This window comes from Brenneria goodwinii, from assembly GCF_002291445.1.
Lineage (GTDB): Bacteria > Pseudomonadota > Gammaproteobacteria > Enterobacterales > Enterobacteriaceae > Brenneria > Brenneria goodwinii.
Window position 1 is genome coordinate 5,177,457 of sequence record NZ_CP014137.1, and the last position, 13,532, is coordinate 5,190,988.

Below are 13,532 nucleotides of genomic sequence, written 5' to 3' on the forward strand. Positions count from 1 at the left end.
ATACAAGATGAATTCAGCCTGGAGTCTGTCATGCCGGTCGTGCTATCCCCTCAGTTTTCCTCAGAATTGCCTTTCCGTTGTGACAGCATATGGCGAGGCGCCACGCTTGTGACCATGCAGGACGGGCATTACAACCTGATTGAAAACGGCGCGATTGCCGTTACAGACGGTAACATCGTCTGGCGCGGCAATATGGCGGATTGCCCTGCGCTCCCCGGTGCACGGTTGCATGAATTCAATGGTGGGATCATCACGCCGGGATTTATCGATTGCCATACGCATCTGGTTTTTGGCGGCGACCGCGGCGCGGAGTTTGAACAGCGGCTGAACGGCGCGAGTTATGCGGAAATTGCCGCGGCAGGCGGCGGAATTTTATCGACGGTTAATGCGACCCGTGATGCAACCGAAGATGAATTGCTGGCTCAGGCGTTATTCCGGCTGCAACCGCTGCTGGCTGAAGGCGTAACCTGTGTTGAGATTAAATCCGGCTACGGGCTGAGCGTGGAACACGAGCTCAAAATGCTGCGGGTGATTCGCCGGTTGGGCGCGACGCTGCCGGTCGACGTGCAATCCACCTGTCTTGCCGCACACGCTCTGCCACCTGAATTCGAAGGGGGCGCTGATGAATATATCCAACTGATTTGCGAGACGTTGTTGCCTGTCGTCGCCAGAGAAAAACTGGCGGATGCGGTTGATGCATTCTGTGAACATCTGGCTTTCTCACCTCAACAGGTTGAGCGGGTTTTCAATGCGGCACAAGCGTTAGGTTTACCCGTTAAATTGCATGCGGAACAACTTTCCTCCCTGCATGGCAGCGCACTAGCCGCGCGCTATCATGCATTATCGGCCGATCATCTGGAATATGCGGCCGAAGAAGACGTCAAAGCGATGGCCGCCAGCGGCACCGTCGCCGTTTTACTGCCGGGAGCCTATTATTTGCTGCGGGAAACACAGTGTCCGCCGGTTAATTATTTCCGCCGGCATAAAGTGCCGATGGCACTGGCCAGTGATGCCAATCCGGGCACATCCCCCGCGCTTTCACTGCGCCTGATGCTCAATATGGGCTGTACGCTGTTTCGTCTTACGCCCGAGGAAGCGCTGGCCGGGATCACCTGTCACGGCGCGCGCGCGCTTGGTTTACAGGATTCTCACGGTACGCTGGAAGTCGGGAAAGTCGCTGATTTTATTCACTGGCCGTTGTCGCGTCCGGCTGAGCTGGCTTACTGGTTGGGTGGTCAGTTGCCCTGTACCGTTGTTTACCGTGGAGAAGTAAGCGGCGCCGTTCGTTCATGAACCCGCTGACATCCAGCATTACCGCCGCTCCTGGTCATCTCTCCGCCAGCGTAAGTATTCCTTATACCGGTACACGCCTGACAGCGGAAGTCAGCCTGTAGTCTGAGCGGTGCGCCACCGCCGCTTTCAGATACTGACCCCGGCGAATTCCGCAACGGTACGATTTCCCTGGCGTTCGTTTGTTGTCGGCTAGCGATAAAATTCCGATACCTGATCGAAGATGCGCATTTCGTCCCCGTGTCGTTGTACTTGAAGGACATCCTCTAGCTTTTCTACCTGGCTGATCATCTGTTGCAGCCGTTGATCGTCCTGCACCAGTAGCCAGATCCGGCTTTCCTCGCCGCCAGACAGCGGCATACATAAGATGCCTTCAACGTTAAATGCCCTGCGGGCAAATAACCCGCAAACGTGCGACATCACGCCGGGATGGTTGCGCACCGCCAGCTCCAGCGTTACCTGGTTTGAAACAGATTGATTTGGCATGGTATTAATCTCCAATCATGTCGATGTTGGCGGCGCCCGGCGGCACCATTGGATAAACTTTTTCATTCGCATCAATCAGCACATGGATCAATGCGGGGCCGGGACGATTCAACGCGTCGGATAACGCCGCGCGCGGATCTTCCTCGGCGTTCAGATCGCAGGTGGCGAAACCGAAGCCGGCGGCGATAGCCAGAAAGTTGGTGCGATAGGGGTAATCCGCCGCAAAGACACGCTGCTGGAAGAACAGCTCCTGTTGCTGATGCACCAGGCCGAGAGACTGGTTGTTCATCAGAATAATTTTAACGTTCAGCCCTGCTTCCGCCGCGGTCGCCATCTCCTGAATATTCATCATCAGGCTGCCGTCGCCGGAGAAGCAAACCACGGTTCGCTCAGGTTCGGCCAGCGCGGCGCCGATGGCGGCCGGTAAGCCAAATCCCATGGTGCCCAATCCGCCCGATGTCAGCCACTGGCGCGGCCTGCGCAAGGGGTAAGACTGTGCGACCCACATCTGATGTTGGCCGACGTCGGTGGCGATAACGGCATCATCGGTCAGCGCCTCGGCGGCGGCCCGTATCAGCCCGTAGTGGCTCAACGGATTGTCCGTATCCGGCATGTTGAAAGGGAACGCTTGCCGCATGGCGCTGACTGTATCACGCCAGACGCTGCGCCGCCGAGGTTCGATCAGCGGCAGTAATTGATCCAGGGCTTGTGCGACATCCGCGTTCAGGGCCACGTGCGGCTGCCTGATTTTACCCAATTCAGCCGGATCGATATCGATATGGATAATGCCGGCCTGCGGGCAGAACTGCTCGGCCTTGCCGATTGCTCGGTCATCAAAGCGCGCACCCAGCACAATTAACAAATCTGCCTGTTGCAGGATCAAATTGGTTGAGCGTGCCGCGTGCATTCCCAACATTCCCAACGACAGCGGATGATCGACCGGCATCGCCCCTAATGCCATCAGCGTCATCGTTGTGGGTAAGCTGGCGCGTTCCGCTAACTGGATGGCCTGCCGATGCGCCGACGCATTGATGATGCCGCCGCCCAGATACAGCACCGGGCGCTGGGCGGCGTTGATCATGGCGGCCGCCTGCTCGATTTTCTGCCGATCGATAGCCGGTGGCGCGGCGTCCGGTTTGATCGCCGGAAGCGCATCCAGCTCGATTTCCGCGGTTTGCACATCTTTGGGGATATCGATCCATACCGGGCCGGGGCGGCCGGACTGGGCGATGCGAAACGCCTCGGGAATGACGCGCGCTAAATCCCGGATATCCCTCACCAGATAGTTATGCTTGGTAACAGGGATGGAAATACCGTAGGTGTCCACTTCCTGAAAGGCGTCGGTGCCGATCATGCAGGAAGAGACTTGTCCGGTGATACAGACCAGCGGAATGGAGTCGAGCTTGGCATCGGCGATGGCGGTCAGCAGGTTGGTGGCCCCCGGTCCGCTGGAGGCCAGACAGACCGCGGCGCGCCCGCTGGTACGCGCCATGCCTTGCGCCATAAAGCCGGCGCCCTGCTCATGACGGGCCAGTACATGACGGATGGTTTTACTCTGGCCGAGCGCATCGTAAAGCGGCAGGGCAGCGCCGCCGGGAATGCCTGCGACGGTGGTAATGCCCTGTTGTTCAATCAGCCGGATAATCAGCTGAGCGCCTGTATAACGCATGATCATATCCTTTATCAGGGCCGGTGCGGTATCAGAGCGGGGAGGGTAGAGATAAGAAACCCCGCTCGGCTTGCGCCGGCGGGGTTTGGGAATCTTATTTTGATTCGGACCCGTTACGGCGCGTTGCCGACGACCACCACGACGACCACGCGCACGACGACAACCGCGTCAACGTGCGCGGTGCTTAGTAGTGCTGAAGTGGAAGCGGTGTGTCTCACGGAGTACCTTTATCAAGTTTGGGTGTAAACGGCATTATCTAAACACGTTTAACCGACGGGGGACAAGTCCCCCAACGAATTAAAAAGGTAAAAATCGGCGGCGGCTCACATTGTTATTACACACATTGTTATCACATCAGTTCTTCCTTGCGATCGTCGGATTCGCCGTAGCGATGCAATATGGGCGGCTGTAGCCCCTGATAAAGACGATCGAGTCCGGCGTTGATAAGCTGGTTCTGTTGGTCAAACAGCGAGTTGCCGTGCAGGTCGCTTTCGACGATAAAGGGGCCGAACGCCTCCGTTTCGAACAGCCACAGCGCCTGGGCTATGCCGAGTTCTTCAAGCCAAAAGACGTCGATAACGCGTTTTATCCCCCGCCCTAGCAGCGCGCCGGTGCCGTATCCCACCGTGGTCAGATAGATGGCGCCCGCCGGCGCCAGTACTTGCCGATATTGCTCCAACGGCATGCCGCCTTTCCCCAGGATGATGTTGCTGCCGCTGAGTTTAAGCCAGGCGGCCATCCATTTCGCGAAACGAAAGCTGGCGGTCGCCGTTACGGCGCCGATCTGATAACCGCCTGCCGCGTCCGGTGCGGCGGCGGGCGAACAGTGGAAGTTGACGCGGCTGACGGCCGGCAGATTGACCGGCAGCGCATGACCCTCGGTTAATATCCGGTTATAGACCCCTTCACGCGCCGTATAGACCGCGCCGTTCAGGTAAACCACCGTCCCTGGAGTCAGCTTGGCAAGATCCCGGTCGGAAACCGGCAGTGTCAGATAAACAATATTCAGATCGTCGTATTTTCCGGCCATTCAACCGTCTCCCGGCGCAGATAGGGGGTGAACCATAAGGGATTGGTGCGATAGCTTATCGCGCCGCTGGCGTGGATGCGCGCCGTGGCGCGGCGCGAAGCAAGGCAGAAGGTATGAACGCTGACCGGCATCCCGCCGGTGTGGGTGTAGCCGACTTCGATATGGCAGTCCGCCGCCATCGACGAACCGCTAAAGCCCATCGCCCCAATGCCCAACGTATTCGCCAGCGTTTGCAGCTCCAGTTCCAGTTCGGCAATCCGCGGATCGGGATTACGATCGCCGATAATACGCAGGCAGGCCGCCTGCTTGCCCAGTTGCATACAGGTATCTTTCGAGCCGCCGATGCCGATGCCCACGATGGCGGGCTGACAGGCAAGACCCCGTTTCCCAAAGGCGATCAGCGTATCCAGCACAAAACGCTTAATGCCGTCAATGCCGTCGCCGGGGAACAACATGCGGTAGTCGGAGCCGAATAATCCCCCTTTATGCACGGTGGTGATATCAATCCAGTCCGCGTCGGGTTCAAACGACCACTCAATTTCCGGCGCGTTGATCCCCACGTTATTGTTATGTTCGGTCCGCCACAGCGGGTGTACGCGGTTGGGCCGCAGCGGGATGGTTTTCGTCGTTTGCGCGGTGGCCCGGCGAACGGCCCGCTCTACGCCGATAAACCCGCTCGCTACGCTGGCGTCGTTGCCCACTTTAATGTAGTAGCGGGGAAGTCCCGTGTCGGCGCACATGGGACGCCGATCCTGTCCCGCCGCCCGCCAGTTTTCGATCATGGTGTCCAGCACGAAGCGAGACAGCTGGCTACTTTCCGTATGCCGCATCGCCTGAATTTTTTCACGGTAATCCGGCGGAATATCAATAGCCGCGCGTTTCATTATTTCACTCGCGGCTTCTTCAATGCGTTCGATGGCGATAGTCATAGCGGTGACTCCTGTTCTGCGGGCACCCTCTGGCGCGCATCGGCGGGCGTTTCGCTCAGCAGCGACTGGCCGGGTTTTATCCGGGTAAATGAAACCGGCACCCTCTCCAGCGACAGATGTGCGCCGTCGCCGGATGCCTGAATGCGGGTGTAGCAGGTCTGATGGAGATCGCCGGTTTCCGGGAAATCTTCCCGAAAATGCGCGCCGCGGCTATCGTTGCGGGCCAGCGCCGCGGTGGCGATAACGCGTGAGATAAGCAGCTGACTGTCGAGATTCAGCCAGTCGTGCCAGCTCAGATTATACTGGCGCGCATCGTCACGAACGCCGATGCCGGTCAGCTCGGCGGCATGGTCGTTCAGCATGCTAATGCCGTGCTGGATCCCGGCGTGCGTACGCAGTACGCCAATGTCGTTCCACATGGTTTCCGCCAGCGCGTCGCGCAACGGCGCCAGAGACGCGGAAGGACGGGAGAAGGGCGCCTCGGCGCGGGCAATGGCGCGGTCGATACTTTCGCGCTCCGGCGCGCGCCAGCTCGTGCCCCGTTTAATCAGCGCGGCCATGGATTCTCCGGCAATGCCGCCGAAAACCGTCGAGCAGGCGACGCCGTTGCCGCCCAAGCGATTCGCGCCGTGTACGCCGCCGCTGTCCTCCCCCGCGACGTACAGACCGGGCACCGCCGTGGAGCAATTGGGCTCGAATTCGATGCCGCCCATCAGATAATGGGCCGTGGGGACGATTTCGACGCAGCCTCCGGCCAGATCGAAACCGCAGTCTGCACAGCGATTGACCATGCCGGGAAAGGCGCGCCGAACCTTATCCTCTCCCAGATGCTTCATCTGAATAAATACGCCGCCCATCGGGCCGATGCGGCCCGCGCGCATTTCCGCATAAATGCCGCGGCTGACCACATCACGCGTGGCGCGTTCGCCGCGCGCATCGTAGCGCTGCATAAAACGTTCGCCCAGGCCGTTGAGCAGATAGCCGCCCGCGCCGCGCAGGCCTTCCTCCAGCACCGTTCCCGTCATCCGGGTATTCGGGCCGCCGAGCAAACCGGTTGGATGAAACTGCACCATTTCCATGTCGCGCAGCTTCAGGCCGTAGCGCAGCGCCATCGCCAGACCGTCGCAGGCTTTCTCGCCGGAAGGCGTGTGGTAACGGTACATGGTGGGGCCGGCGCCGGTGGCAAGCAACACCGCTTTAGCCTGAATAAAACGGTAGATGCCGCGGCGCATATCAATGAACAGCACGCCGGCGATGCCTGAACCGTCCGATGCCGGGATCAGCTCTATCGCCCGGTGTTCTTCCAGCTCCCGCACGCCGGCGGCGCGCACCTGTTCCATCAGGCGGTTGATGATTTCAATGCCGGTCAGATCCGACTTGTGTACGGTGCGATCGAACGTTTGGCCGGCGAACGCTTTCTGGTGCAGCGTGCCGTCGGGGTTACGATCGAAGAAACAGCCCAGTTCGTTTTCCAGTTCCTGGACGCGTTCAACGGCGCCCTCCACCAGGCGCCATACCAGATCCTGGCGCGGCAGCCATTTGCCGCCGTTGATGGTATCCATAAAGTGGCGTTCTACGGAGTCGCCCGCCGCCAGCGCCACGTTATAACCCCCCTGTACCATGCGGGTACAGCCGCTTTTGCCCAGCAACCCCTTGGTGGCGACGATGACTTCCAGATCGGGGGCGGATTGTCTGGCATGCAGCGCGGCAAACAGTCCCGCGCCGCCGGAGCCTACAATCAGGATATCGGTTTTCAGCGACTCAATTTGCATACTCAGAGCACTCCCAGCAGAAACGCCGCGCCAACGGCGATGGAAAACGCGCTTCCCCAGCCGATCCAGTTAAGGCGCGTGGCCCGGATGCTGCGCCAGTTCAGGCACTCCAGCGCCAGCAGACGCAGGCCGAAACAAAAGTGCAGGCTGAGCAACATCACCAACCCCCATTCGGCGGCTTTCACCAGCGGGTGTTCGCTGAAACGAATAAAACGTTCCAGCTGCGCTTCGCTTTCCAGCGCCAGGCCAAGCACCAGAAAATGAACCGGCAAAAACAGGGCGAGCAGCAGCCCGGATAACCGGTGTCCGATAAACGCCAGCCAGGATTTATGGTGATGGAAGGATTGTATTTTTATCATGTCGGCACGCCTCCAACGGCAATCACCGCCCGGATGCCCAGGAGCAGCAACAGCAGGCTGAAGCTCAGACTGAACCAGCCGGCGCGACGATACGATAACCCGGCCCATTCGATCAGCACGCTGCGCACGCCAGCCAGCGTGTGGAGGGCGGCGCACACAACGAAAGCGGAATAAAATAGGATCCAGCCCCAGCTTCCCTGCGTTCTGCCCAGAATCGCCGCCGCGCTCAGGCCGTGATGCACGGCGTAGATCATCACCCCGAGGTGAATGAACACAAAAGGGATCAGCAACAGGGTGGTAAGGCGCTGTAGTATGAACAGGAATCGCTCCATGGTTACTCCTTTAGGAACCACTGGAACAAGGTGACTTTTTTCAGGCCGGCGATGCTGCGAGTGGGGCTAAGACCGATAGGGCAGCACTGCATACAGTTGCCTTCGGTGTGGCAGGCGCCGACGCCGCCTGCCGATCCCACCCGCTTTTTAACCTGACTTCTGTCGGCATGACGTTCATCGTTAAGCTGTGTCCAGGCGCGATTAAGCGCCGCCGGGCCGAGGTAATTTTTATCCCATGCCACGATATCGCAGGCGGCATAGCAGATAGCGCAGTTGATGCATTCGATCGCTTCACTGGCGCGCTGGCGCGGCTCACTTTGCGGATCGACGCGCGCCGGTGCGTCGGCGCGCGTGGCGGAGGATCGAAAATGACCGCCAGCCGCCTGCCATTTATCAAAGAACTCGCGCATATCCACCACCAGATCTTTAACCCGCGGCAGATTTCTGAGCGGCGCCAGGCGCAGCGTTCCCTGTTCTTCAACGCGGCTGACGTGCGTGCGGCAGGCCCAGCGCGGCGCGCCATTGACCATCATGGCACAGGAGCCGCAAACGCCGACCCGGCATGAAAAGCGATAGGCAAGAGAGGGGTCGATACGTTGCTGAATCTCCGTCACCACATCAAGCACGGTTTGGTTGTCGCGCCAGGGAACCAGATAAGTGGCTTCGGCATCCGGCGTATCGCCGCGTGATATTTTTACTGTTAGGTGTTTTTTAATGTCCATTGTTTTTGATTCATTTTCCCGGCGCTTGGTGTTTTTTATTTATTGCCTTTCTACCGCCTGCGTATGATTTGATGCCTGTTTATTTATCCTTATGAAAGATTAATAGCAGACTAATAGGAGTTGACTATACACATACGGAGAGTGTGGTTAACCATTAAATATAGATAAGTAAAATCAAAAAATAGAAATAGCCGCATATCACATTAAATGTGATCGCTAATAAATTTTTTGCAATGGCAGTATTATTTTTTGATTAAAATCAATTAATTAAATTAATTTCTCTATTTTTTTATGCATTAATGGGATATGTGATGAAATGATTTATCAGGCTGGATTGGTCCGGCATGGTTAATTAAAACGGATTTTTTAATTAATTTTATTAGAAAAATAAAAGTTACCTCTCACGATCGCGAGTTACGTATAGCTTATTCCAAAATACTATTTATTAATGGGTAATGAGTTATTTACTCTCTCCTGGGTTGATTCAATTATTATTTAACTTTCATTAACAGGTACTGTCCATGAAAAAGAACAGCAATAATACCGTTAATTCAGCAACGCGTTTACAAAATAAAGTTTTGGCTATCGTCACGGCGGCGAGTCTGCTGTTTGCCGGGCTGGGCATCTCCGCCCATGCACAGGCGGAAGGTAACCTGCGTATCGCCCAACAGTTTGGTATTGTCTATCTGCTGTTGAATGTCGCACAGGAAAACAAGCTGATTGAAAAACACGGCAAAGCCGAAGGGTTGGATATTAAGGTTGAATATCTGCAACTCTCCGGCGGTTCGGCCGTGAACGATGCGCTGCTCTCCGGCGCGGTGGATATCGCCGGCGCCGGGATCGGGCCGTTGTTTACCATCTGGGATCGCACCAGGGGGCGTCAGAACGTCCGCGCCGTCGTGGCGACCGGCAATTTCCCTTACTATCTGATTAGCACTAACCCGAATGTAAAAACCATTGCCGATTTTACCGAGAAGGATCGCATTGCCGTTCCGGCGGTAGGCGTGTCGGTGCAGTCGCGTTTTCTGCAACAGGCGTCCGCAAAGCTGTGGGGGGATAAAGAATACAACCGCCTGGATAAGTTGCAGGTCGCCGTTCCCCATCCGGACGCCACTGCCGCCATTATCAGCGGCGGCACGGAAATCACGGCGCATTTCGGCAATGCGCCATTCCAGGAACAAGAACTGGCCGGCAATCCCAATGCGCACATCGTACTTAATTCCTATGATGTCTCCGGCGGTTCGTCTTCTCCGGTGGTGCTGTACTCCACGGAAAAGTTTCGTCAGGAAAATCCGCGCACCTATCGCGCTTTCGTGAACGCCATTGCGGAAGCGGCCGACTTTGCCGCCAGTAACCCAGAGGCGGCGGCCGACGCATTTATCAACATCACAAAGTCCAAAATCGATCGTCAGCTGTTGCTCAGCATTCTTAAAAGTCCGGAAACGAAATTTACCATTACGCCACGCAATACGCTGCAGCTTGGTCAGTTCCTGCAGCAGGTCGGCGCCATCAAGAATAGACCGGAAAAGGTAGAGGATTACTTCTTTGAAGATCCGCATGTGGCGTCTGGAAGCTAAAGCGAGTCTGAACATTTCCCGTTAACTGTCAGAGGGAAAAAGGCCGGAATAGGCAAGTTCTCAAACGGAGCGTAGGCGGGTTTTACTTTGGCTGGAAGCCTATTGGACGGCGCTGGCGGGTCAATATATTCCTCATCTTGCGGCTGGCCTTCGCTGGAAGGCGGGACGGCATGAATATCCAGACTACTTGGCGTCTGTCCATTCCTGCCGTATTCGCCGGACGAGGGCTCAATGCTTTGTCAGCATGTGAGCCCTCCAGGGTTAGTGGTTAGCCTACTCAGCAGCCGTCAGTTCTTTGCTTTCCCCTTTTTGCCGTTTGTCGTGACTTTAGGCCCATCGGCCTGCTTAGACGCGGCGGGAGTATTGCTATAGGCGCGGCCGTAGTAGGTATCCAACAGGATCTGCTTCAGCTCGGAGATCAGCGGATAACGCGGGTTGGCGCCGGTGCATTGGTCGTCAAATGCGTCTTCGGACAGTTTATCGACCTTGGCCAGAAAATCGGCTTCCTGCACGCCGAAATCGCGAATGCTGGCTGGGACATCCAGCGCCGCCTTGGTCTCGTCCAGCCAGGCCAGCAGTTTGTCGATTTTCTGTCCCACGTCGTCGCCAGGGGCGCTGAGGGCCAGATAGTCGGCAATTTCCGCGTAGCGTTTGCGGGCCTGCGGATAACCGTATTGACTGAATGTTGTCTGTTTGGTCGGTTTATCGGTCGCATTATAGCGAATGACGTTACAGATCAGCATGGCATTGGCCAGACCGTGTGGAATATGGAATTCGGAACCCAGCTTATGCGCCATGGAGTGGCACACGCCCAGGAAGGCATTGGCGAAGGCGATACCGGCGATGCTCGCCGCGTTGTGTACCCGTTCGCGAGCCACCGGGTTTTTTGCGCCTTCCTGATAGCTGGTGACCAGATTGCCGTGCAGCAGTTTCAGCGCCTGCAATGCCTGGCCGTCGCTGAATTCGTTGGCCAGCACCGACACATAGGCTTCCGTGGCGTGGGTGACCGCATCCAGGCCGCCGAACGCGCACAGCGACTTCGGCATACTCATGACCAGATCGGCATCCACGATCGCCATATCCGGGGTTAACGCATAGTCCGCCAGCGGATATTTCACGCCGGTGACATCGTCGGTAACCACCGCAAACGGCGTGACCTCGGAACCGGTGCCGGAGGTGGTGGGAATACAGATCATGCGCGCTTTTACCCCCATTTTCGGGAAGGTGTGGATACGTTTGCGGATATCCATAAAGCGCAGCGCCAGATCCTCGAAGCGGGTTTCCGGATGTTCATACATAACCCACATCAGCTTGGCTGCGTCCATCGGCGAGCCGCCGCCCAGCGCGATGATAACATCCGGGTTGAAAGCATTAACCTGCTCGGTCCCCTTGCGAACAATGCTCAGCGTTGGGTCGGCCTCGACTTCGAAGAACACTTCGGTGGCGATGCCGTGTTGCTTCAAACGTGATATCACCTGATCGGCATAACCGTTATTGAACAGGAAGCGGTCGGTAACGATAAATACGCGTTTAGCACCGTCGCGCACGACTTCGGCCAGCGCAACGGGAAGCGAGCCGCGCCGGAAATAGATGGATTTGGGAAGTTTATGCCACAACATATTTTCCGCTCGCTTGGCTACGGTTTTTATATTGAGAAGGTGTTTTGGACCCACGTTTTCCGAAACGGAGTTGCCGCCCCAGGAACCGCAGCCCAGCGTCAGTGACGGTACCAGTTTGAAGTTGTACAGATCGCCGATACCGCCGTAAGAGGTTGGTGAGTTGATCAGCACGCGGGAGGTTTTCATCCGTTCGCCGAAGTAAAGCACCCGGTGGGCATGATTATCCTGATCGGTGTACAAGCAGCTGGTGTGGCCGATACCCTCCATGTTGAGCAGTTTTTCAGCGATATCGACCGCTTCGCTGAAATTCTGCGCCCGGTATAGCGCCAGCGTGGGAGACAGTTTCTCATGCGCGAAAGGCTCGGATTCGTCGGCTTTGGAAACCTCGCCGATCAGCACTTTGGTGTCCGGCGGGACGCTGATTCCGGCCATTTCGGCAATTTTCACCGCGGACTGACCAACGATAGCGGCATTTAACCCGCCATTTTTTCTCAGGATATTGCCGACGGCCGTGAGCTCTTGGCCTTGCAGAATATAGCCGCCCTGAGCGAGGAAGCCCGCGCGGACTTCGTCATAAATGCTCTTGACGACGATGGCGGACTGTTCGGATGAACAGATCATGCCGTTATCGAAGGTTTTTGACATCAGAATGGAGGCGACGAACCGTTTGACGTCGGCGCTTTCATCCACCACCACCGGCGTGTTGCCGGGGCCGACGCCCAGCGCCGGTTTGCCGGAGCTATAGGCCGCTTTGACCATTCCCGGCCCACCGGTGGCGAGGATCATGTTGATATCGGGGTGGTGCATCAACTGGTTGGTCAGCTCAATGGTCGGTTCGCTAACCCAACCGATGATATCTTCCGGGGCGCCGGCGGCGACCGCCGCTTGCAGAACGATCTCTACCGCCCGGTTGGTGGCGTTTTTCGCCCGCGGATGCGGCGAAAAAATAATGCCATTACGCGTTTTCAGGCTGATAAGCGCTTTGAAAATCGCGGTAGAGGTTGGGTTGGTGGTCGGCACGATGCCGCAGATCAGACCGACGGGAGCGGCGATACGGATCGTGCCGTAGGCGTCATCTTCAGACAGGATGCCGCAGGTTTTCTCATTTTTATAGGTGTTGTAGATGTATTCGGATGCGAAGTGGTTTTTAATCACTTTATCTTCCACTACGCCCATTCCCGATTCTTCCACCGCCATTTTCGCCAGCGGAATGCGGGCGGCGGCGGCGGCAAGCGCTGCAGCGTGGAATATGTTATCCACCTGTTCCTGCGTATAATCGGCATAGATGCGTTGGGCCTTTTTCACCCGGGCAACCAAAGTATCAAGATCATCAATTTGTGTAACGGCCATGGTGGTCTCCAATTAAGCAATTATCCGTCATATTTCATGTCGCTGGCGCGTTGGCTGTGCTGCTTGGCCCATCCGTGAACCTACGCTGCAAACGGCGTGCAAATTTGCCAGGAGCAGATTTGTCGCGCTCTCCAGTCACTTGACTTCAGTAAGCGCCTGGATGTTTGCGGCGTCGCCGCCTTCCCGCAACTCGAACTATTTAGGATAGATATCTTGCCAGGGGGCTTTCCCTGAATAAGGCGGCAAGAACTCACGAGACTAATACCGACGCATCGCGCACTCTTGCCAGGGCTTTGCTTCCACCTCTACGGCATCGGTTGCGGTAACGAATGCCGAGAGAAATATATTCCGTATCAAATTGGAGACTTTGATTGAGATTGATAACAAATTTATTGAT

12 protein-coding genes are annotated in these 13,532 nt (G+C 56.8%); 2 read left to right on the plus strand and 10 right to left on the minus strand.

The window, feature by feature from the left end; all coding sequences use genetic code 11:
• Positions 1-30: 30 nt before the first annotated feature.
• Positions 31-1,293 (plus strand): imidazolonepropionase, encoded by a 1,263-nt coding sequence (gene hutI / locus ACN28R_RS22980; protein WP_095835585.1) that lies wholly within the window; start codon positions 31-33, stop codon positions 1,291-1,293.
• 189 nt (positions 1,294-1,482) lie between these two features.
• On the opposite strand, the gene ilvN is transcribed toward hutI, so the two are convergent.
• The 9 genes from ilvN to ACN28R_RS23025 all read right to left on the minus strand — a co-directional run bounded on the left by ilvN (position 1,483) and on the right by ACN28R_RS23025 (position 8,589).
• Positions 1,483-1,776, minus strand: a complete 294-nt coding sequence (gene ilvN / locus ACN28R_RS22985) for an acetolactate synthase small subunit (RefSeq protein WP_095835586.1) — start codon at positions 1,774-1,776, stop codon at positions 1,483-1,485.
• Positions 1,777-1,780: 4 nt separating this feature from the next.
• Positions 1,781-3,445 (minus strand): acetolactate synthase large subunit, encoded by a 1,665-nt coding sequence (gene ilvB, locus ACN28R_RS22990; protein WP_095835587.1) that lies wholly within the window; start codon positions 3,443-3,445, stop codon positions 1,781-1,783.
• A gap of 113 nt (positions 3,446-3,558) precedes the next feature.
• Positions 3,559-3,663 carry an ilvB operon leader peptide IvbL gene (locus ACN28R_RS22995; RefSeq protein ID WP_072065837.1) on the minus strand — a complete coding sequence of 35 codons (105 nt, stop codon included), beginning with the start codon at positions 3,661-3,663 and terminating at the stop codon, positions 3,559-3,561.
• Between the two features lie 131 nt (positions 3,664-3,794).
• Positions 3,795-4,475 carry a fumarate hydratase C-terminal domain-containing protein gene (locus tag ACN28R_RS23000; RefSeq protein WP_048637461.1) on the minus strand — a complete coding sequence of 227 codons (681 nt, stop codon included), beginning with the start codon at positions 4,473-4,475 and terminating at the stop codon, positions 3,795-3,797.
• On the minus strand, positions 4,451-5,404 hold the full coding sequence (locus tag ACN28R_RS23005; protein ID WP_095835588.1) for a fumarate hydratase: 954 nt from the start codon (positions 5,402-5,404) through the stop codon (positions 4,451-4,453). Before ACN28R_RS23005 ends, ACN28R_RS23000 begins: the two co-directional genes overlap by 25 nt.
• The gene (locus tag ACN28R_RS23010) at positions 5,401-7,176 is read right to left on the minus strand and encodes an L-aspartate oxidase (protein WP_095835589.1); all 1,776 of its coding nucleotides are present in this window, start codon (positions 7,174-7,176) and stop codon (positions 5,401-5,403) included. Before ACN28R_RS23010 ends, ACN28R_RS23005 begins: the two co-directional genes overlap by 4 nt.
• A 2-nt stretch (positions 7,177-7,178) precedes the next feature.
• A complete protein-coding gene (gene sdhC / locus ACN28R_RS23015) occupies positions 7,179-7,535 on the minus strand; it encodes a succinate dehydrogenase, cytochrome b556 subunit (protein WP_197088977.1) in 357 nt (118 codons plus the stop codon).
• A complete protein-coding gene (locus tag ACN28R_RS23020) occupies positions 7,532-7,867 on the minus strand; it encodes a succinate dehydrogenase/fumarate reductase transmembrane subunit (RefSeq protein WP_236840168.1) in 336 nt (111 codons plus the stop codon). Before ACN28R_RS23020 ends, sdhC begins: the two co-directional genes overlap by 4 nt.
• 2 nt (positions 7,868-7,869) lie before the next feature.
• Complete coding sequence (locus ACN28R_RS23025) at positions 7,870-8,589, minus strand: succinate dehydrogenase/fumarate reductase iron-sulfur subunit (protein ID WP_095835591.1); 720 nt, start codon at positions 8,587-8,589, stop codon at positions 7,870-7,872.
• A gap of 521 nt (positions 8,590-9,110) precedes the next feature.
• Between ACN28R_RS23025 and ACN28R_RS23030 the strand changes: the two genes are divergently transcribed.
• Positions 9,111-10,166 carry an ABC transporter substrate-binding protein gene (locus tag ACN28R_RS23030; RefSeq protein WP_095835592.1) on the plus strand — a complete coding sequence of 352 codons (1,056 nt, stop codon included), beginning with the start codon at positions 9,111-9,113 and terminating at the stop codon, positions 10,164-10,166.
• 287 nt (positions 10,167-10,453) lie between these two features.
• Here ACN28R_RS23030 and adhE read toward each other — a convergent pair whose 3' ends face one another.
• Entirely contained in the window at positions 10,454-13,135 is a 2,682-nt protein-coding gene (gene adhE / locus ACN28R_RS23035) for a bifunctional acetaldehyde-CoA/alcohol dehydrogenase (protein WP_095835593.1), read from the minus strand.
• Positions 13,136-13,532 lie beyond the last annotated feature (397 nt).

What these genes read in the sequence shown, in the direction of transcription:
- adhE (WP_095835593.1), bottom strand. Translation starts at nt 13,135, where the DNA reads ATGGCCGTTACACAAATTGATGATCTTGATACTTTGGTTGCCCGGGTG.
- sdhC (WP_197088977.1), bottom strand. Translation starts at nt 7,535, where the DNA reads ATGATAAAAATACAATCCTTCCATCACCATAAATCCTGGCTGGCGTTT.
- ilvB (WP_095835587.1), bottom strand. Translation starts at nt 3,445, where the DNA reads ATGCGTTATACAGGCGCTCAGCTGATTATCCGGCTGATTGAACAACAG.
- ACN28R_RS23025 (WP_095835591.1), bottom strand. Translation starts at nt 8,589, where the DNA reads ATGGACATTAAAAAACACCTAACAGTAAAAATATCACGCGGCGATACG.
- ACN28R_RS23030 (WP_095835592.1), top strand. Translation starts at nt 9,111, where the DNA reads ATGAAAAAGAACAGCAATAATACCGTTAATTCAGCAACGCGTTTACAA.
- ACN28R_RS23020 (WP_236840168.1), bottom strand. Translation starts at nt 7,867, where the DNA reads ATGGAGCGATTCCTGTTCATACTACAGCGCCTTACCACCCTGTTGCTG.
- ACN28R_RS23010 (WP_095835589.1), bottom strand. Translation starts at nt 7,176, where the DNA reads ATGCAAATTGAGTCGCTGAAAACCGATATCCTGATTGTAGGCTCCGGC.
- ACN28R_RS23000 (WP_048637461.1), bottom strand. Translation starts at nt 4,475, where the DNA reads ATGGCCGGAAAATACGACGATCTGAATATTGTTTATCTGACACTGCCG.
- ACN28R_RS23005 (WP_095835588.1), bottom strand. Translation starts at nt 5,404, where the DNA reads ATGACTATCGCCATCGAACGCATTGAAGAAGCCGCGAGTGAAATAATG.
- ilvN (WP_095835586.1), bottom strand. Translation starts at nt 1,776, where the DNA reads ATGCCAAATCAATCTGTTTCAAACCAGGTAACGCTGGAGCTGGCGGTG.
- hutI (WP_095835585.1), top strand. Translation starts at nt 31, where the DNA reads ATGCCGGTCGTGCTATCCCCTCAGTTTTCCTCAGAATTGCCTTTCCGT.